The 20,552-nt window shown below is 36.3% G+C and carries 15 protein-coding genes; 11 read left to right on the top strand and 4 right to left on the bottom strand.

The genetic code is table 11. The annotated features are described in order from the left end of the window. Positions 1-12: 12 nt before the first annotated feature. Positions 13-1,440 (top strand): polysaccharide deacetylase family protein, encoded by a 1,428-nt coding sequence (locus JKP73_RS08045; protein ID WP_200411112.1) that lies wholly within the window; start codon positions 13-15, stop codon positions 1,438-1,440. A gap of 32 nt (positions 1,441-1,472) precedes the next feature. Here JKP73_RS08045 and JKP73_RS08050 read toward each other — a convergent pair whose 3' ends face one another. After that, entirely contained in the window at positions 1,473-2,279 is an 807-nt protein-coding gene (locus JKP73_RS08050) for a cytochrome c oxidase assembly protein (protein ID WP_021291861.1), read from the bottom strand. Positions 2,280-2,484: 205 nt separating this feature from the next. On the opposite strand from JKP73_RS08050, the gene JKP73_RS08055 reads away from it, so the two are divergent. After that, positions 2,485-3,066, top strand: coding sequence for a DeoR family transcriptional regulator (locus JKP73_RS08055; RefSeq protein ID WP_306465034.1), 582 nt, complete (start codon positions 2,485-2,487; stop codon positions 3,064-3,066). Between the two features lie 10 nt (positions 3,067-3,076). After that, positions 3,077-3,844 (top strand): FixH family protein, encoded by a 768-nt coding sequence (locus tag JKP73_RS08060; RefSeq protein ID WP_021291859.1) that lies wholly within the window; start codon positions 3,077-3,079, stop codon positions 3,842-3,844. 684 nt (positions 3,845-4,528) lie between these two features. Here JKP73_RS08060 and spoIIP read toward each other — a convergent pair. Beyond that, positions 4,529-5,659: a stage II sporulation protein P gene (spoIIP, locus tag JKP73_RS08065; RefSeq protein ID WP_038245454.1), complete on the bottom strand. Its 1,131-nt coding sequence runs from the start codon at positions 5,657-5,659 to the stop codon at positions 4,529-4,531. Between the two features lie 333 nt (positions 5,660-5,992). Between spoIIP and JKP73_RS08070 the strand changes: the two genes are divergently transcribed. Then, on the top strand, positions 5,993-8,725 hold the full coding sequence (locus JKP73_RS08070) for a UPF0182 family membrane protein (RefSeq protein ID WP_234447082.1): 2,733 nt from the start codon (positions 5,993-5,995) through the stop codon (positions 8,723-8,725). A 142-nt stretch (positions 8,726-8,867) separates the two neighbouring features. On the opposite strand, the gene JKP73_RS08075 is transcribed toward JKP73_RS08070, so the two are convergent. Together JKP73_RS08075 and JKP73_RS08080 are read right to left on the bottom strand one after the other, a co-directional pair. Then, entirely contained in the window at positions 8,868-9,008 is a 141-nt protein-coding gene (locus JKP73_RS08075; protein WP_021291856.1) for a YjcZ family sporulation protein, read from the bottom strand. Between the two features lie 35 nt (positions 9,009-9,043). Next, positions 9,044-9,136, bottom strand: a complete 93-nt coding sequence (locus JKP73_RS08080; protein WP_074436684.1) for a YjcZ family sporulation protein — start codon at positions 9,134-9,136, stop codon at positions 9,044-9,046. Between the two features lie 189 nt (positions 9,137-9,325). Here JKP73_RS08080 and JKP73_RS08085 point away from each other — a divergent pair, with 189 nt between their 5' ends. The 7 genes from JKP73_RS08085 to essC all read left to right on the top strand — a co-directional run bounded on the left by JKP73_RS08085 (position 9,326) and on the right by essC (position 20,536). Further along, complete coding sequence (locus tag JKP73_RS08085; protein ID WP_021291855.1) at positions 9,326-9,583, top strand: hypothetical protein; 258 nt, start codon at positions 9,326-9,328, stop codon at positions 9,581-9,583. Between the two features lie 289 nt (positions 9,584-9,872). After that, positions 9,873-10,169: a WXG100 family type VII secretion target gene (locus JKP73_RS08090; RefSeq protein WP_021291854.1), complete on the top strand. Its 297-nt coding sequence runs from the start codon at positions 9,873-9,875 to the stop codon at positions 10,167-10,169. Positions 10,170-10,444: 275 nt separating this feature from the next. Further along, positions 10,445-13,942 carry a type VII secretion protein EsaA gene (gene esaA / locus JKP73_RS08095; RefSeq protein ID WP_200411113.1) on the top strand — a complete coding sequence of 1,166 codons (3,498 nt, stop codon included), beginning with the start codon at positions 10,445-10,447 and terminating at the stop codon, positions 13,940-13,942. Beyond that, positions 13,914-14,408, top strand: a complete 495-nt coding sequence (essA, locus tag JKP73_RS08100) for a type VII secretion protein EssA (protein ID WP_081856149.1) — start codon at positions 13,914-13,916, stop codon at positions 14,406-14,408. The genes esaA and essA overlap by 29 nt, the downstream gene beginning before the upstream one ends. Positions 14,409-14,419: 11 nt before the next feature. After that, entirely contained in the window at positions 14,420-14,677 is a 258-nt protein-coding gene (locus tag JKP73_RS08105) for an EsaB/YukD family protein (protein WP_021291851.1), read from the top strand. Between the two features lie 37 nt (positions 14,678-14,714). Next, on the top strand, positions 14,715-15,989 hold the full coding sequence (essB, locus tag JKP73_RS08110; protein WP_160807260.1) for a type VII secretion protein EssB: 1,275 nt from the start codon (positions 14,715-14,717) through the stop codon (positions 15,987-15,989). 47 nt (positions 15,990-16,036) lie between these two features. Beyond that, on the top strand, positions 16,037-20,536 hold the full coding sequence (gene essC, locus JKP73_RS08115) for a type VII secretion protein EssC (protein ID WP_160807259.1): 4,500 nt from the start codon (positions 16,037-16,039) through the stop codon (positions 20,534-20,536). Positions 20,537-20,552: the final 16 nt, after the last annotated feature.

The raw sequence follows: 20,552 nt of genomic DNA on the forward strand, positions 1-20,552 counted from the left end.
GGACATATAGCAATGCATAAGATTATACGTTTGAAATGGCCGGCGTGGGCAATACTTTTTATTGTCGTCATCGGGTCGATTATTACTTTTACATATTGGACAAAACATTCACAAGCAGTAACCGAAGTACAACAGAAAGCATTAAGTAATTATCCTGGTCTTCATTTAGAAATATTAATAAAAGAAACGGATACGTACACCCTAGCAATTAGCAAACCGATTGCTGAAAGTGAAGCAATCAATAAGCCGATCGAAACATGGATCAATCAGCAAGAGAAAAAGTTTCTTACAAATGTGGAGGAGAATAAACAACTGCTGGACAAGGATCGTCGTGCTCATTTAAATATACATGTGGAAACAGAAAAGCTAGCAGATTCCCTTTATAGCCTTGTTTTTACAGCTTATCAAATAACTGGAGGAGCAAATGGTCAGGAAACCATTAAGACATTTAATGTGGACGTGAAAGGGAATAAGATGCTGGACTTAAAGGATATTTTGAAGGGAAAAGACGAAGCTTATGATACCATTCGCACAAGTGTAAGGGAACAAATTGATCAAAACGAAGACTTGAAACCTTATGTCTTCCAAGATGCTATGGAAGATGCGCTTCGTAACCCAGTGAATTGGAAATGGTCATTAAATGAAAAAGCTTTACATCTCTATTTTGATGAATACGAGATAGCTGCGGGCGCTGCAGGAACGATTGAAATAAACATACCAATTGCACAATTACGTGCTTATTTGCAAGATGATGTAGCTGAACAATTACAAGTTACTGTGGTAGAACCTAATACAGAAGGGCAGTCCTCTGTTAAAGAGAAGGCATTAGATCCGAATGGTAAGTATATTGCCTTAACGTTTGATGATGGACCTCATCCAAAAGTAACTCCACGGGTTTTACAGACACTCCATGACTATCAAGCAAAAGCGACCTTTTATATGCTTGGGTCACAAGTGGAATATTACCCATCCATTGTTAGAGATGTGTTTGCTCAGGGTCATGAGGTAGGAAATCATACGGAAAAACATACGGACTTAACCCAATTGGACCAAGCAATGATTGAACAAGAAATAAAAGAAACCAAACAGAAAATCTATCAAGCTAGTGGCTACTATCCAACAAGTATACGGCCGCCATATGGTGCCTATAATGAATCTGTAAAACAAGTAACTAACAAGCTAGATACACCTATGGTACTATGGTCTGTAGATTCATTAGATTGGAAGACTCGTGACCCTGACGCAATTAATCAAGTGGTTTCTGAACAAGTAGCATCTGGCTCGATTGTGCTCATGCATGATATCCATCCAACGACAGCAGACGCATTGCCACAATTATTATCAACATTAAAAGAGGAAGGGTACGAATTTGTCACCGTTTCTGAATTACTTTCCTTACAAAAGGCAAAGGGTAACGGACCTTTCTATGGAAAATCATAAGAACAAGCGCATGATAAAAGCTCCCAATTCAGCTACAGACTGATACTTCTAGGGGAGCTTTTTGATTTGTTTACTTTCTCATCCATTCTCGAACTAACATGAAGACTCATCTTATGTATTCCTAACATAGACAGCCCAGCGAGCCACTGATCTAACTTTGTGTTGATTGAAAATGGAAGTAAACTATTCTGTTGAGTTGTTGATGCTGGTATACACCATTGAGTTGCTGCTTGACTTGCTAGTGGATTACTAGCTCCATCGAAAAGTGCATATATAATAAACAATAAACAAGCAGGCATGATGATCATACTACTAATGAAAGTATAACGCTGTTTTTGTTGTTTGTTAAAATATTCTCTCGCTTCTGAAGCGATGATTGGCCACCACATTACGACTGCAAGTAAAAATAAAAGGAATTGATAAGAACGTCTCACTGTAGGAGTGACTGCTAAATATTGGAGGGTAATCGGAAGATGATAAAGAAAGAACATAACAGCAAATAAAATGAGTGCAAGCATTGTCATAATTCTTATAGGTTTGGCAGTGAATTGCTTCGTTGAGGAAGAGCGTTTAGGGAAGCTTCGGACCAAAAGAGGTGGGATGATAAAGTATACGATGCTCATTTGAATCATATGTGTACTAAAACTAATATGTCCCAATGCAGACAATGGACTGCCTATGGTAATGTATAGGATAAGCATGGAACTAAAGAATAGTACCGATTTAAAGAAATTCCCCTTTTTCCAACTAAGTATGACATATACGATGGAGCAACAAATAAGGATGAGCAGTAATTGCATGTTCCACTCTTGAAGAAATAGAAAAGTTTCTACATTCATTTTATCTCCCCTTTGCTAGTTAACGTAAAATATGCGATAAAATGAAAAGGTTCTGGTTATTTATGTACACTAATAAATGATTATATGAATCGTAGACAAAGAATATTCACAAATAATTCATAGAAATAATATTGATGAATTCGATTACACATGATATATTTCGTTATAGATTGTTAAGAATTGTTATAAGTTAGAAGGAGAGACAATGATGCTGCCATTGGAGCGACAAAATCGGATAAAAGAACTTATTTATCAAAAAAAGAATCTTAAGATCGCTGACTTAAGTAAGACATTCGGTGTATCGGAAATGACGATTCATCGGGATGTTAAAACACTTGAAAAAGAAGGAATTATTACAAAAACCTTTGGTGGAATTTCTTTGATACATCATCAACCTTCTACAAATGAGGATTGTGTACTATGTAATCGTAAAATGAATGAACGATTAGCATATCGGCTGATCCTAGAGAATAATACAATTGAAATGACTTGCTGTGCCCATTGCGGCTTACTACGTCATCGTCAATTAGGGGACCAGGTGATGCAAGCGATTTGTCATGATTTCTTCAAACAAACTACAATCGGCGCACAGATTGCATGGTACGTTATGGACACTTCGCTGCATATGGGATGTTGTCAACCTCAATTGTTAACGTTTGAGTGGAAAGAGCATGCGGATAAGTTTGTGAAAGGTTTTGGCGGTCGGGTCTACACATTTCAAGATGCAAGTGATGCATTGTTTCGAAAGATGGATGGCGCACATCATTGTAAGAAAGAAAAGGGGTAGGAGGGGTATAATGGTTAAGAAGGTCTCGATGTTTTTATTTTTCTGCTCGTTACTTGTTCTTGCAGCATGTGGGGAAACCAATGAAGATGGGCCCCAAGCTGCTGAGGACGAAGAGGTAAAATCACTGGATGTTGCATTTGACGTTCCCGAAACTGCTGATGTCGGAGAAAGTGTGACATTGGAGGCGACAGTGTTGTATGGGGACGAACCAGTTAAAGATGCAGAAGAGGTTATCTTTGAAGTATGGGAGAAAGGGAATAAAGAAGATAGTAGTAAAGATTTAAAATCTACAAACAACCAAGATGGTACATATACAGTGGAGACTACATTTGACCAAGATGGAGTGTATGAAATGTATGCTCATACAACAGCAAAAGATCTTCATACCATGCCAAAAAAATCGATAACCATTGGCGAAGTTAACAAGCAGGAAGCAGCAGATGAACATCATTCAGCAGAGCATGAACACGGCGCACATACGGAAGGTTTTCACATGCACTTTAATCAGCCAAAAGATGTGATGGTTGACCAAGAAACAGCAATGACAGTACATTTGCAGATGAATGATAAGCCTTTAGAACAAGCTACTGTCCGCTATGAAGTTTGGAAAGAAGGGGAAGAAAAGCATCATTGGGTAGATACGGAAGAAACTAATGCTGGTGAATATACCGGAAAACATTCGTTTAGTGAAAAAGGAACCAATTATGTCATTGTACATGTTGAAAACGATGATGGGTTACATGAACATGAAGAACATGTGGTTGAAGTGACCGAATAATCGCGTAAAAAAAGATTGTTTCCATGGAAACAATCTTTTTTTGAATGCTATGTCAAGCTTATAAGCAATTCATTTATAGATCATTTGCTAGAAAACCACGAAAACTCGGTATTTTATTTACATCCTTTTACAAAATTTTCAGAGCTTAAAAAAGAAAGCGAAGACAGGGTAAAGAGCAAAATCGATTTGGATAAATCGATTTTTTTAAGATGTTATAGGATATTCTGCTCACAAATTTGATTAAATGATAAACGAACGTATTCTATTCATCTATAATAACATTCTTTATCGAATGTTATTTCCTGGGCAATGAGACGTTTACTCGTGGTGGATAATTAAATTTTTATCAATTGAATTATTGTCATTGATGATCGGATTTGTCGAATTATACAAACGTTTGATTAAAACTTGTGTTTTTTAGTGGAATTTGTAAAATAGCAGCGTTTATTATGACTGCATCTAAATTTCTCATTAGAGTATCGAAGAGGTGCGAACTTATCTTGGATTTTTAACTGCTATGTAATCGGACATCATTTGGTGGGTTACTTGCTCTTCATTATTCATATTGTCATCCAGAGCAAACGAAAGGATTCATTTTTTTCTAATGCTACATTTGATATGGTGGACTCCTTTACATATCCGATTAATAAGGTTCAAGGAAGCCATGTTGGCTCCCTTCAAAAATTATTGATTCGTATCTACTTTTTCGGCATTAAAATGGTAGTCAGCGATGACTTCTGCCAAAGCCTCTGAAGTATTATTGAGCTCTTCCTTATTATTATCCACTCCTCCGATTTCAATAAGAATTGAGTTGGCTGATAAATCCTGATTATATACGCCATTTCCTTCTGATTTGTCTTTCAGAAAGATGCCACGACTGACTCCTGGGTATTTCTGTTCTAGACTATTATTCAGCTTCTCAACAAATTCTAGATTTTGCTTGTAATTTTCATGCTCAATTCCAACAATAAAATAAAGCTTTGCGTAAGGTTTATCGTTTATCGTTGTAGTTGTAATATCTTTACGTTGTGCATCACGGTGAATATCAATAAAGTACTGTGCCTTATCGTTTGTAGCCATCGCCTCTTGAACGGTCTCCCTTGAGAATTTATAGGAATCATAATAATCCCATCCTTGCTCATGTAGTCCAGCTGTAACATTCGTGGTATCATGGAATGTAGTCATTCCTTGCTTTTCTAACTGCTCGGTTAATAAAGACCCTACCATAACAATATTCTTGTCATTATCAGTACTTGAAGCATCGCTTGGTTTGGTCTTCTCTTCTCCTAAGAGTGGCAAGAATGCTTCCCAACTATGACTATGATAGACAAATACATCTGCTTCTTGTTGATCGGTTTCGTTCTCCTTTTTTGGGGGTTCTTTTTCTTCTTCATTCGTATCTTCTTTCAGTAAATCTTCAAAATCTGGAGGAGGAGATTCAATTGGTGTATTTGTACTATCAGCATTGTTGCCAGCAAACTGTATCTGATTCGAACTCGTGTTGAGTCCTGGCAATTCTAAATCAAGTAAGCTGCTAAAATTATTTAGAGTTATACCAGAAGCTGCTTCAAATAAAACGGTTGATAATTTAGGTGTCTCTATTCCATTTTCTTCTAATGTACCTTCGAGTTGAGGGACTTCTGAACTCATCATAAATAATAAAGCATCTGAAAAGATAGTTGATTCGGTCAGTTTACTAATTAGCGGTACATGAAAGAAATCCGTTTGTAGTTTGGGTAAGGTAATGAATGAAATAGCTGCGAAAATAACAACAATACTAATGATTGCTGAAAATAGAGTTTGTTTAAGGTTCATATAAGACAACCTTTCCTAGTCTTTCTATAGTTTATGCTTATATGTTTTTTTCATAGAACTATTTCATATTACAAACTAATTAAAATATTTACCCTGTAAGTTAAATATATGGATGAACATGATGGAACAAAGAGCGCTTTTCGCCCGAGAAAGTATTTCATGCTTGGGTGATCCTAATACCCAAAATATTAAATTTGTAACACGAAGACATTCTGGCTCGTGCTCTTTTTTGCTGAAAATTAATGAAACTATTTTAATGTGTCATTCGTATTCTATATGGAGGAAGATGAAGGTTTGGTACAATGAAAGAAATTGTTTTTAGGAGGGTGAGGTTTGGAGGGAAACGGAGAGAAGAATAACGTTCATTCACGGAAATGGAAGCGACTTGGCAATGGATTTGCCGTTATTCTGGGTATTATTATTCTATTATTAATGGTTGGATTAATGAGCTTTCAATGGATAACGGATTACATATGGATGGAATCATTACAATTTGAAAGTGTTTTTACAACGATTATCGGAAGTAAAATTATTCTAGGCATCATTGGGTTTATCTTGTTTTCCATCTTAACTTATATTAACTTAAGATGGATAAGGAATACGTATCTTAGCCATTTTCATAATAATCAAGTGCCAACGTGGATAGCTAATAAAAAACAAAGTCGATGGCTAATCATATCTATCTCCATTTTATTAGGTGCAATTGGTAGTTTAATTGTACAAGGAATAGGCTGGGAACCATTTCTCAAGGTAGTAAACCGGTCATCATTTGGAATAAATGATCCTTATTTTAATTTAGATGTATCGTTTTATATGTTTGTTTTGCCATTTATAAAAATGGTTTTATATATCCTACTAGGGCTTAGTATCTTTTACTTCGTTGTGGAAATTAGTTTTTATTCCTTCTTTCATATATATCGAATGAGTCAATCTGCTCAACTACACATGGGTTTAACATTAGGAATTATTGGACTCTTACTAGCGAGTTTTCATGTGTTACAGCCATATCATTCCTTATTAACAAATCAAGTGAATTTGTTCCAAAAAAGTGTAGTACACGGTATGAGTTATACGGATAAGCTGATAAATATTCCTGCCGCTTATGTCTTAGCTGGCGCAGCCGTAGTTGGTACAATATGGATGATTATTGCATTATATCGCCAAAAGTATTACCGAATGATCATTCCAATTGCTGGTTATCTTGTGTTAGTAATCGTAGCACAATTGACTTCTGTCGGTGTTCAGCAATTTATTGTATCACCAAACGAATTCTCAAAAGAATCACCTTATTTGCAGGAAAATTTGGATTATACAAGAGCTGCTTATCAGTTAGAAGAAATTGATGAACGCGAACACCCAGCCAACGAATCCTTAGATGAAGCAATGATTGAACGTAATGCATTGACATTAGATAATGTACGAATGAATGATTCTAGACCATTGCTCGAGATTTATAATCAACTACAGACATTTAGAACATACTATCAATTTAATAATATCGATATTGATCGCTATGAAATTGATGGGGAGTATCAGCAGGTGTTTATCGGTGCGAGAGAACTGAGTACAGTAGATTTGCCTTCCCAGGCCAAAACATGGGTCAATCAAAAACTCCGCTATACGCATGGATATGGTGTGGCCATGAGTCAAGTAAATCAAGTCACAGAGCAAGGACAACCGGAATATATGGTGAAAAATCTTCCTCCAGAAGGAGATTTAGATATTACCAGACCGCAGATTTATTTTGGTGAACAAAATTATGACAATGTAATCGTCAATAGTAAGAAGGATGAATTCGATTATCCTTCTGGAGATGAAAATATTTCGACGAGATTTGACGCAGATAGCGGTATTCAGCTTAATGGAATTAATCGGCTGTTATTCGCTTTAAATGAAGGGTCTTTCCGAATGTTTGTATCTGATCAAATTACAGGAGAGAGTCAGTTTTTAGAAACACGAAATATTATGGATCGAGTGCAACGGATTGCTCCGTTTTTCGAATATGATGAAGATCCGTATATTTTTGTACGGGAAGATGGAAGCCTTGCCTGGATGATGGATGCTTATTTAACTGCGGAAAACTATCCTTATGCAGAAGCACATCAGGGAGACGAAAATTATATTCGAAATTCGGTCAAGGTGGTTATTGATGCGTATACTGGTGACGTTAATTTCTACATTGTAGATAAGGACGATCCATTGCTTCAAACATATGCAAAGATGTTTCCAGAGTTATTTACAGAAGAAGTACCAACAGATATTCGTTCCCATTTTAGGTATCCTGAGAAGTTATTTAAGGTCCAGGCTAAAATGTATGGAACCTATCATATGACTAATTTAGAAGTTTTCTATAATCGAGAAGACTTTTGGCAGTTTCCTACAGAGAAATACTATAATGAAGATATCGAAATGGAACCTTATTATATGACAATGAAGCTACCAGAATACGATGAAGAGGAATTTATGCTAATGATGCCTTACACCCCAAGGAATCGGCAAAATATGATTGCTTGGATGGGCGTTCGAAATGACGGCGAAAATTATGGGGAAATGATTGTATATCGATTCCCGAAACAGAAAAATGTTTATGGGCCACAACAGATTGAAAATCGAATAAACCAAGATAGCACAATCTCTCAACAATTGAATTTATGGTCACAAGGTGGATCCGAAGTCATCCGCGGTAACTTACTTGCGATTCCAATTGAAGACACGATGATGTATGTCGAACCAATATACATTGAATCTTCAAACGCTACATCCTTACCAGAGGTCAAGCAAATTGTAATGGCATACGGTAATCATATTGTAATGGAAGCTACTTTTGATGAAGCATTAGATAAAATGCTTCAACACCTTGATCCGAATCGTGAAGTAGAAGAGGAACCAATAGAAAATCCAGAACAAGATCAAGAAACAGAAGAACCCATTTCAAATTCAGAACAAACGTTGCGAGAAATATCGGATATGTTTGATGCGTATCAGGCTGCATTATCTTCTGGCAATTGGGAAGAAGCAGCAAAGATCATGACAGATATAGAAACACGTTTGCAAGAAATTAAATAAGCATAAAATCATGAAAGAAGCAGGCCATTTCAATAAATGACCTGCTTCTTCTAGTTTTCGAAAAATCTCATTTTCGTTCAACTTATGCTTCCCGTCGTATAGCGACAAGCTAAGTTTTTCTATAAGTTAAAGAAAGGAATACTTACAGCCAAGCAGCACCGACAATGATTAGAAGTATGAATAGAACTACAATTAAAGCAAATCCTCCTACACCATAACCGTATCCGCCGCTTGGTGCTCCATATCCATATCCTCCACAACCACAATTATATCCGTAACCCATATGAAACCCCTCCTAACAAATTGATTTGTAATGGATTAGCAAACGTAAGAAGTACCTACAATTATCAAAAGAATGAATAACACGACGATTAAAGCGAAGCCACCGCCGTATCCGTAACTTTCACCCATGTTGCTAACACCTCCAGTCTGTTTACATTAATAATGTATGAGTCTTTCTAAGTTTTGATCTAGGTGTTCACCCATATCGCCCTCATTTGGGCACATAATTTCCGCACTTACCCTGATGTATCTGTCTTTTACACCCTCATTACCTAAACATATAATATTCTATCTGTACTACATTTAGGGGGTGAAGATATGTCAGGGTCACATTACTATTCCCTTTGCCAGCGACATAGAGGTAAAGCAGTAGAGATTAAAACGCATGATGGGAGAGTTCATCGAGGAATCATTGATAGAGTAAGTTCTAATCGGGTTTATATGCGTCCATTAGGCCGACAAGGCGGTCTAGGTGGATTTGGTATAGGTTGGTATGGTTATGGTTCAGGATTTGGATGGGGTGTTGCTTTCGGAGCAATTGCTACCTTAGCAGTACTGCCATTTTTCTTCTGGTAAATGAGGCTAAAGGCAGACGTTTATAATCGTCTGCCTTTTTGATTTAGTTAACACATGTTTGTTAACCAACAAAGAAAAAAGTCATAAAAAAACACATAAGCATTTATTACTATACAGGTTGAAAAAATGTCCGTGTGCAAAATAATAATAGGACTTTTTATTCAATTAATGGAAAATTTTGCATCATTAGTTGACATTTAAAATATGGTTCATTAGGCTTAAGTCAGAAGGAAAACAATTTAAATTGTTTTCCTAATGAGACTATATAATCAAAGGGAGATGAAGTAATATGGCAGGTCAAATTCGCATGACACCAGATCAATTACAGGCAAAGGCAAAAAGGTATGGTCAAAGCTCGCAGCAAATTGACCAAATTCTCAGAGATTTATCTAACTTACAAGAAGAGCTTCGTGGGGAGTGGGAAGGACGTGCGTTTGAACGCTTTGATGATCAATTTCGTGAGTTAAAGCCAAGAGTACAAGACTTTTCTCAATTGATGCAAGAAATTGAAATGCAATTAACGAAAACTGCTGAAGCAGTTGCGCAACAGGACGAAGCTTTATCACAAAATTTTGGACTTAGATAAATTTAAATCATTCGTTTGAAGCACAAGAAGTTTTCGTGTCCATTAGTACTTATGAGCTACACGACGAATTGTTGTGTAGCTCAAAGTATGTTATGCACGGTTTGTAATTACATATGAAGTATTTTGTATGCTGTTGTATGCCATGACGACGTTATTGCCCCATATATACTTACACTAACTTTGTTAACCTCATTGTGTGAAAAATGGATAGTCTAGCTACAAAACAGGAGACGTGAGTACCTATAATTATAAGATGTGGCAGGAGTTGAATGATCTTGAAATCGATAGATAAGCGTTGGATATTATTCTTAACTTTAATCATCCTTTTAGCTTCTGGATTAACATTTCTTGCTTTGAACCAAGAAGCAAGCTCTAAGAAAGAAGAAAATAGAGATCCCAAAATGGCAGTTGCCTTAGTTAATGAAGATGAGGGGGCTGTTTTTAATGGAGAAGATTTAGCATTCGGAGATGCGTTTGTAAAAAGCATGGATAAAAATAACAACCATGATTGGTACATCGTTAGTCGTGGAGTAGCAGAAAGCGGCTTAACGAATAATACATATGACATGATGATCGTCATTCCGAATAATTTTTCTCAAAAAGCTTTGTCTATTGAGTCAGAAAATCCAGAACAAGTTGTTCTAGATTATAAGATAAATGCGACGGACAATGAAAAAATCAAAGCAGAAGCTGAAAAAACAGCAAGCAATATTTTAAATGAATTTAATCAACGGATTATTGATGTATTCTTTGCTAGTATCCTTAATAATTTACAAGGTGCACAAACGAATATTGGTGACATTATTGACAAGCAATCACAATTAACCAATACATATAATAATCAAATCTATGGTCGGCTTAACAATTATACCGACCAATTTGGCATGATAAAAGACAACACAGAAATTTCCAAGGATAGTTTTAGTGGATTTGAAGATAAATTGGAAAACTATGAAAATGAATTAGCCGAAGATGCAGAACGAAATCAAAACTATTTATCTAGTCTTGAAGAAGTTTTCCAAATGCAAGAGACGAATACAACAACTTGGCAGAATTTCTATGAAGCTTTTAATCAATTCGATACTACGCTAAACGCAAGTGAGGTTGAAGGTCAGCTACAGGAGTTACAGGCTGCAAATCTAGCAATTAATAAACAGTTCCAAACCAGAGAAGAACAACCTAAAACCCCTTCTGTGAATACGGTCATGTTCCGTCAATCGAGTAATAATGTAGCGAATATTGCTTCAGGAACAGCAGCGTTGAAGAAGCATTTGGATGAGTCTTTAACGAAAGTAGAACAAACAAATGCAGATATTGATGAAACATTAAATTCACTTGATGCAGATGTGAAGAAAAAGTTGGAGGGACTTCTTGGTGATGAAGGAGATCAAACATTAAGCAAGTTACTTAATACGCATCACACGTATTTAACAGACAAAATACAAAGCCAGGTTTCACTTTTGCCATCGTTAGAGATTGGCGATTTTGAAAAGATGGATTTATCTACTGATACACTTCGGGAAATTGAAAATGTAATAAAAGTAACAAAATTAACTCCATTTGAAATACCATCTAATGAAACAAGTGATTTTAAACATGAAATTATAGCTGATCATATTAAGGAAGTTACTGAACACTGGAAAAATAATGGTGTTACAATCACGGACACGGTGAATATAGAAGAAGTTGAAAATAAAGAAAATGGTCAAACATTTACACTCAACAACATCCCTAAAAACTTCACATTGCAAACTCTGGAATTAAAGCTTCCTGGTGAAGATCGCTTCGAAGAATATGAAGGACCAACAGTGAATTTTGATAAACCAATTCACGGAGACTTTAGTGTTAGAATAACTTTGACTTTCAATGGTGGAGATATCGATATTTATCAACCTATACGCTGGGGATGGGTACTTGAGCAAGAAAATATTAATAATGCTGATATGCCGAAAACTACTATGACGAAAAAGCAAGAAGCTCCTCTGGTAGCAAGTATGAAGGTTGAAAACTCTATAGATAAGCAGGGAAAAGAAGAAAATGTAGATAATGAAGACACAAATGCGAAGGGAAAAGCTACAGAAGAAGAGCAAAAACAAGATAAATTACCTGAAGACGAGTCCGAAAGTAATAAAAATAAAGAAGATCAGGATATTAATAAAGAAGAGAAAAGAGGTAGCACCGATGATGATTCTGAATTAGATCAAGGCGATCAACAAGGTAGATCTTCCAGTAAAGATGATTCAGTCAAGGAAGAAGATAGTAATTTTGAGACAGAAATTGAGACAATTGAAGTGGAGAATAAAATTATTAATCGAACAGTTATTTCATCTACGGATAAAATGGATGACACTACGAAAACTCTAATTAATGGTGCATTGAATTATATTTCACCTTATCAAAAATTATACTCTTCCTACGAGTCTTATTATGGAATTGAAATGGATGGTCCACTAATCGATAATTTAGATCCGAATTCGGAGCTTAAGGATATAGCAACTGAAGACTCACTTTATTACCTATTTAATGAAGAGAATATTAATGGTTTAATAGTCGATCAAATTGCTGATGGTATCACCCAAGAAATTCAAAAACCATTACAAACATTAAAGTCTCAAATTGACGATCATCAACAGCGGGTGCAACAAGCGTATCAAAATGCTGATCAGCTGGTAAAGAAAGTAGAAGCAACGTCAAAAAAAGCGAAAGATCTTAACACCAATCTTGCCAGTACCTTAGAAGATGTTAGTAAGTGGCGTGAGAGAAGTCAGACATTAATTGAACAGCAAACAGAAATTCAGGCAAATGAAGATGGGGAAAATACTGCAATTATGTCCTTGGGGAATGAGTTTGAACCCCTTCTAACAGCTAGTCAATCACTTGCTGAGCAGTCGCAGGGTAACCTGAATGCAGCTGAGAATGTTTATGACACATTTGATACGATTGACAATCATGCAGAAACGATACAGGAAAGTGGCGTAAATCTAGTTGATCAAGCAGAAGAGCTGTCAGTTAATATGACAAATAAACTGGTGGAGGATCAGGAATTCGCCAATAACTTCACAAATGTCCTTGCTAATAGTCAAATTGGTGAACGGGAGAATGAGAATTTATATGAGTTTTTATCTAATCCGGTGCAGGTCAGTAATAATGGAACGATTACATCACCTACCGGAAACACATTTAACCCTTATTATCTTGTGTTAATTTGCTTTATAGTTGTATTGTTTACCGCTTATGTAATTTCAACCATTAACCAAAAACGGGTGGAGCAAGATCAATTTACAGAAGAGAAATCGTTAATGGCAGCAAACACACCAATCACGATGATCACTGCTGGAATTGGAGTTTTAGAGGGGATAATTATCGGGGTACTTTCTAGTTATTTCTTAGAAATTAGTAATGTAAATATGCTGCTCTGGATAACAGTGGTAACAACGGTAACAGTAGCAATGCTGTTAATTGCAACCTATTTGCTTCGCCAGTTAAAAATGATTGGGATGTTCCTATTACTAGCGATTTTTAGTATTTATCTATTCCTAACCAATACATTAGGAAGTGGTTCAGAAGCGATCCAAATGATTCGGGAATTCTCGCCGTTAAAATTAGTAGAATCGGTATTAAGAAATAAGGTACAAGGTGACATGAATTACTCGGTAACATTAGCCATAATTATTGGGCTCATTGTATTAGGGGCAGTAGGAAATTTATTCGTCACTTATCAATTAAGAAATAAAGGGGATATAGATGATGAAAGTTCAGAAGAAGCTAGCTAAACTAATACTTTTATTTTCTATAAGTCTACTGATGCTTCAAACATCAGTAGACGCCAGCCCTGCGAATAATGGACAATTACAATTAGAAATTGATCGTATTATCGAAAGTGAGAAAGAACAAACACAAACAGATAAAACCGAACTTGAAAAGCGATTTCCTACATTATTTTCAGAGCAGACGCAATCTACGATAAATACAGAAGAAAAGCAGAATAAGGCATCTATGGAGAGGTTGCAACAAACACTGTTTCGTACAGAAACAGAGACGAACAAGACGATTCGTAATGTAAGGGAAGGATTATTTGAGGAAGATTATAGCGCTGCATCTGTTCAGTCCCAGATGGATAAAACAGACGATAAAGAATCGACCAACGCAATGAATAGCATCATGCTGATCGTGTTTACGGGATTAGCATGCTTGCTTTGTGTTGGTTTATATTTCATGATGAGAAGAATGTTGAGTTAGGAGAGAAAAAAATGGCTCAAAACACGCATATAAATGTAACATTTGATTTTAGTAAACGTTTTGAAGAGGGAAAAAGGTATGATCTACGAATTCCTATCCAATTGTCAGTGAAACAATTACTTATCAATGTGATTGCCACATTAGGATTAGCTGACGATGGCGATTCGCGTTTTGCCATTAAAGTCATAACCAAGCATTTATTGATTGCAGATGATGATTATTTAATCGATTATCCAGTGACAGATGGAGATATCTTTGTGGTGTTATAGAAACGATTAATAGTGTTATACGAAGGAGTCAATGGACATGAAGGAAAAAACAATTGAATTTGAAAATGTCTCGCTTCGATTTGTGATTACGAAAAATCAGTGGGAATTAACATTACCAAAATCACAAACAAGTGTAACTAGCAGTAGACAATTGGATTTATTACTAAATCCTTCTGAATTGTTCGCGCCAGTTGAGTTGAGTGAAGAAAAGGATGTATTTCATTTTTCTTATCAACTGGAAGCTCATTGGAAACAATGGGATTTTATTAAGAAGCTGCCGCGAAATGAAAAGTTACGACTGCTTTGTAATATGGGTAAACTAAGAAAGTTTTTATCTTCGAGAATCACATTCTTCCTGCATCCAAATAATTTGGCATTTGATGATAATCTCATGCCAATTGTTATTTATAGAGGGATTCGCAAATTGGTTCCTCCATTTGAAATGGAAGAAGAGGCATTCTTAAAACAGTATAAATGCTTTATTATCGCACTTTTTTCAAAGAAATATAATTATGAGCAGCTCTATAATGGGACATTACAAAATGCCAACGACACGGAATTTGAACGACAAATCAATGAAATGCAGAATCTTGAAGCATTGCAAGCTTTTTTGTACGAAAGTTATAGAGAAGAGCAGAAAAAAACAGACAAATTAATGGAAGTTGTTCCTATCAAGCGATTCCGTTTATTTAAGCAACTGACCATAATATTAAGTGTGATTGTTGTATTATTAGCTGTGCCACTGATCTATTATGGGTTTATAAAAGTGCCTTTCCAACAACATGCACTGGATGCGCATGGTGAATACCTTGCCACAGATTATGGAAATGTGATTGCTACATTAGAAGATGAAGATCCAGAGAAGTTGTCCAATCAGACGAAGTACATATTAGCACATGCATATATAAACGTTGAGAACTTATCGGACACCGAAAAAGAAACAATCATGAAAAATGTTAGTTTAAAAAGTGATGAAAATTATTTGCTTTATTGGATATATAATGGGCGTGGAGAGTTCAGTCATTCACTTGAAAAAGCGAAATACATTGATGATCCACAGCTGATTATGTACGGATTGATTAAACAGATAGAACAGGCTAAGAACAACCCTGACTTAACTGGAACCGAACGTGACGAAAAAGTAAGTAGCCTGCAGGATGAATTAGATAAATACATCGAAGAATATAATTTAGATCCGAATGAAGCAGGACAAATGCAAGAAGATGGAAAACAAGAGGATCGTACAGAAACAAATACAGACACAACGAATTCAACGGATGATGAACCAAATCAAAACAAAAATAACAACTAATTAGATGGTTTAAACTCCTGTTGCAGATCCAGAAAGGGAGAACACAGATGGCTAATAAAATACTGATGGTAACCTGTAATAATCAACTTCATAAATGCCATTTAATTGAAAATACTCCAAAACAAATTACAATTGGCAGTGATATGTCACACAGCATTTCCTTTCCTAATTTAAAACAGACCTTACAAATTGATTGGGATGGAAGGAGTTGCACATTGGATGGTCAACAACTAAACGAAGATATTCAATTAAACCCAGCATTACCTATCGATGTGTATGTAATGGATGAGGGAAGTGAATATCTATTTGATATTGCTGGTAAGGAGTCAATTACATTTGGTCCTAATTACTATGATGATGTAACCATTGATCAAACAGAGGTAGATTTTATCCTTATTCGGCAAGCACCTAACCAGTTATTTACGTTGGAGGGTCAGAAGGGGAATATTTATCATAACTTTCAGCTTATAGAAGATCCTGTTCAAGTAGAACCAGGAGACCAACTGTTCACAGATGGTGTATGTATAGTAGTTGGTGCAAATTATCTACAAATAAACACATCGCATCATGAGTTAGATACAAAATTAGTGAGCTTGGTTGATAAGGAATCTCCTTATCATGGAGAGTATCCTGATTACCATCGTTCTCCTCGAATCATACATCGAGAACCAGAAGAAAAAAGAACCATAGCAAAACCGTCTAATAAACCATCGAAACCGAGTGAACAATTAGCACGAACCATTGTACCACCGCTTGTAATGATTGTAGCTCTCGTATTGATTTCCCTTATACAGCCAAGAGGAATTTATATATTAGTAATGCTAACCGTAACGATGGTAACAGTAGTATTTTCCATTACTTCCTATATTAAAAACGTAAAAAAATATAAAGCAGATATGAAAGAAAGAGAAGAAAGCTATAAAGCCTATTTGCAGCGAAAAACCAAGGAGTTATTTTTGACTAGTGAGGAACAACGTCATGCTTTAAATTATCACTATCCAGATGTTGAGGAAATACGTGATATGGCTGCAACAGTTGAGCCGCGCATATACGAAAAAACCATTTATCAACATGATTTTCTTAACTTTCGTGTTGGTATAGGTACGGTTAAATCAAGCTTTCATATTGAATTTAACGAAGAGGAATTTACACAAGAAAAAGATGAATTAATTGATGAAGCAAGGGAATTATTGAACCAATATAATGAGATTAATCAAGTTCCTGTAGTTACGTCACTTAGGAAAGGACCGGTAGGTTATATTGGTCATCGACCGTTGGTTATTGAACAATTGCAACTGTTAGTTATGCAGCTTTCTTTATTTCATAGTTACGAAGATTTACAATTTATTACGATTTTTCCTGAAGAAGAAAAGCAGGATTGGCATTGGATGCGATGGCTTCCTCATGCAAGTTTAAGAGATGTAAATGTACGAGGCTTTGTTTACCACGAACGTTCTCGAGATCAAGTATTATATTCTCTTTATCAGTTATTAAAAGAACGCAAGCAGGCAGTAGAAGAAAAAAGCAAGCAAAAAGAGAAGATTTATTTCTCCCCCCATTATATTGTCTTGATTACGGATGAAAAAATGATACTCGACCATACGGTCATGGAATTCTTCAATGAAGACCCTAGTGAGCTGGGTGTTTCACTGGTTTTCGTACAGGATGTTCTACATGCACTACCAGAGCATGTCAAGACAGTTATTGATATAAGGGATGCCAAAAATGGTAACATTCTGCTGGAAGAGGGAGAATTAGTTAATAAGAAATTTCGATTAGATCATTTCCCATCTGACTTTAATCAAGAAGAAATTGCTCGCTCACTAGCACCTATTAATCACTTACAGAATTTGAAAAATTCGATACCTGAAAGTGTAACTTTCTTAGAGATGTATGGAGTGGAAAAGGTTAATGAATTATTGATTGCAGATCGCTGGAGGATGAATGAAACGTATAAAAGTCTAGCAGTACCTTTGGGGTTGCGTGGGAAAGAGGATATCGTACAGCTAAATTTACATGAGAAAGCTCACGGCCCTCATGGATTAGTTGCAGGTACCACTGGTTCGGGGAAATCGGAAATAATCCAATCTTATATTTTATCGTTAGCAGTGAATTTCCATCCGCATGAAGTGGCATTTTTATTAATTGATTATAAAGGCGGCGGAATGGCTAATTTATTTCGAAACTTACCGCATTTGTTAGGAACCATTACGAATCTCGATCGTGCGCAATCGATGCGGGCACTGGCTTCGATAAAGGCGGAATTACAAAAAAGGCAGCGACTATTTGGGGAACACAATGTCAATCATATTAATCAATATCAGAAACTATATAAACAAGGTAACGCAAGTGAACCGATGCCACATTTATTTTTAATCTCTGATGAATTTGCTGAATTAAAGTCAGAACAACCTGATTTTATGAAGGAGTTAGTTTCAACTGCAAGAATTGGTCGTTCACTTGGAATTCATTTAATATTAGCCACGCAAAAGCCAAGCGGCGTGGTAGATGATCAAATTTGGTCCAATTCGAAGTTCAAGCTAGCTTTAAAAGTACAGAACACAAGTGATTCCAATGAAATTCTAAAAACGCCGGATGCGGCTGAAATCACATTGCCCGGTCGCGCATATTTACAAGTTGGTAATAATGAAATTTATGAACTATTCCAAAGTGCGTGGAGTGGTGCAGAATATGTGCCAGATAGGGATAATGATGAATTCGTTGATACAACCATTTATGCTATTAATGATTTAGGGCAGTATGACATACTTACGGAAGACCTAAGCGGCTTAGAAAACAAACAGGAAATTGAAAAGAATCCAACCGAATTGGATGCGGTGATCGACTGCATAGCAGCTTATACAGATGAGCATCAAATTGCGCCGCTCGCACGTCCTTGGTTGCCACCACTGCCAGAAAAGATTTTTGTGGAAGATATAAAGGAGATAACTGTTGATGAAGCATGGCAAGAATCTAACAAACGATTAATCGTAACATTAGGGCTTTTAGATCAACCAGAGCTACAATCACAACGCCCGCTAACCTTAGATTTAACCAAACATGGTCATCTTGCTGTATTTTCTAGTCCTGGATATGGAAAATCCACGTTTTTACAAACGCTTGTTATGGATTTAGTTAGACAACATCGTCCAGATCAACTACATGTCTATCTATTAGATTTTGGTACCAATGGATTATTGCCATTAAAAAATATTCCGCATGTCGCAGATACGTTTCTTATTGATGAGGTAGAGAAAGTAGGCAAATTAATTCGTTTAGTGTCTGCCATTTTGAAGGAGCGAAAACAGAAGCTAAGCAGCTATGGTGTAGCTAATATTGAAATGTATGAACAAGCAAGTGGGGAGCATGAACCAAAGCTATTCATCATTATTGATAACTATGATTCAGTTCGCGATTCTGACTTTTCCGATGAATTTGAGAAGTTAATCACGCAAATTGCAAGGGAAGGAGCAAGCGTAGGTGTACATTTAGCCATAAGTGCTGGAAGACAGAGTGCCATGAGAATGCCATTATTATCGAATATCAAAACACAAATAGCGCTCTACTTAATCGAACACACCGAAGCTCGAGCGATTATTGGCAAAACGGATATAGAAATTGAAGAAATCGCGGGTCGTGGTTTAATCAAATTAGAAGAGCCAGCTTTATTTCAAACGATGCTGCCAGCGAAAGGTAAGGAATCACTAGAAATTATTGATTCCATTCAAAACACAGCTAAAACAATGGATGAAAAATGGAATGGGAAGCGGCCGAAAAAAATACCGATGGTTCCAGACAAATTATTGTTCCGTGATTTTGTGAAAGATGAACAGACCAAAGCATTCCTTGAAGAAGGCAGAATTCCATTTGGTGTTGATTTTGAACGCGTGGAGCCTGTCGAAATTAATCTAGCCAAAGATCAAAATACATTGGTAATAGCAGATGTGATGGGGTCTGTTGAAGAAATGTTCTTAACTTTGATAATGAGCATTTCTCGAAACACATATTTTGATGTCGCACTGATAGATAATGCTTCTGTAAGGTTTGGCATGTATAAAGAAAATACTGATATGTATGCGCACGACGCTACTTCTATGGAAGATGTTACGGAACGATTACAAAAACTGTTTGAGGCTAGGGAAGATGCCTTCCGTGAAGTTCAAGATAATCATGAAGGCTATGCAACAGTCAATGATTTCCTTAAAGACGTCCGCCCAATGGTGGTGTTAATCACCGATGTGTCTGTTGTAATAGACTCCTTGTCTATTACAACCCAAACGACCTTTGCCAAACTAATAGAGAATGGTTCGAGGATGGGGATACACTTTATTATTGGTGCTGTACACAGTTCCATTGATCGCTTATATGACGATATTACCCAGATGGTTAAGAAACAAAAGCATGGGGTGTTGATGGCTAGAATCATGGATCAAAACATTTTAGAAGTAGCTAATCGACCTTATCGTGAAAAAGCATTACAGGCATATGAGGCTTATTATATTCAGCAAGGAAAGGCAGAAAAAATCAAAATCGCAGTACCTCATTAAAGGAAGGGAGTGAAAG

The organism is Virgibacillus salexigens, from assembly GCF_014905415.1.
GTDB classification, from domain to species: domain Bacteria; phylum Bacillota; class Bacilli; order Bacillales; family Amphibacillaceae; genus Virgibacillus; species Virgibacillus salexigens.

Coding starts and splice junctions, on each gene's coding strand:
- JKP73_RS08045 (WP_200411112.1), top strand. CDS start 13: ATGCATAAGATTATACGTTTGAAATGGCCGGCGTGGGCAATACTTTTT.
- JKP73_RS08050 (WP_021291861.1), bottom strand. CDS start 2,279: ATGAATGTAGAAACTTTTCTATTTCTTCAAGAGTGGAACATGCAATTA.
- JKP73_RS08055 (WP_306465034.1), top strand. CDS start 2,485: ATGATGCTGCCATTGGAGCGACAAAATCGGATAAAAGAACTTATTTAT.
- JKP73_RS08060 (WP_021291859.1), top strand. CDS start 3,077: ATGGTTAAGAAGGTCTCGATGTTTTTATTTTTCTGCTCGTTACTTGTT.
- spoIIP (WP_038245454.1), bottom strand. CDS start 5,659: ATGAACCTTAAACAAACTCTATTTTCAGCAATCATTAGTATTGTTGTT.
- JKP73_RS08075 (WP_021291856.1), bottom strand. CDS start 9,008: ATGGGTTACGGATATAATTGTGGTTGTGGAGGATATGGATATGGAGCA.
- JKP73_RS08080 (WP_074436684.1), bottom strand. CDS start 9,136: ATGGGTGAAAGTTACGGATACGGCGGTGGCTTCGCTTTAATCGTCGTG.
- JKP73_RS08085 (WP_021291855.1), top strand. CDS start 9,326: ATGTCAGGGTCACATTACTATTCCCTTTGCCAGCGACATAGAGGTAAA.
- JKP73_RS08090 (WP_021291854.1), top strand. CDS start 9,873: ATGGCAGGTCAAATTCGCATGACACCAGATCAATTACAGGCAAAGGCA.
- essA (WP_081856149.1), top strand. CDS start 13,914: ATGATGAAAGTTCAGAAGAAGCTAGCTAAACTAATACTTTTATTTTCT.
- JKP73_RS08105 (WP_021291851.1), top strand. CDS start 14,420: ATGGCTCAAAACACGCATATAAATGTAACATTTGATTTTAGTAAACGT.
- essB (WP_160807260.1), top strand. CDS start 14,715: ATGAAGGAAAAAACAATTGAATTTGAAAATGTCTCGCTTCGATTTGTG.
- essC (WP_160807259.1), top strand. CDS start 16,037: ATGGCTAATAAAATACTGATGGTAACCTGTAATAATCAACTTCATAAA.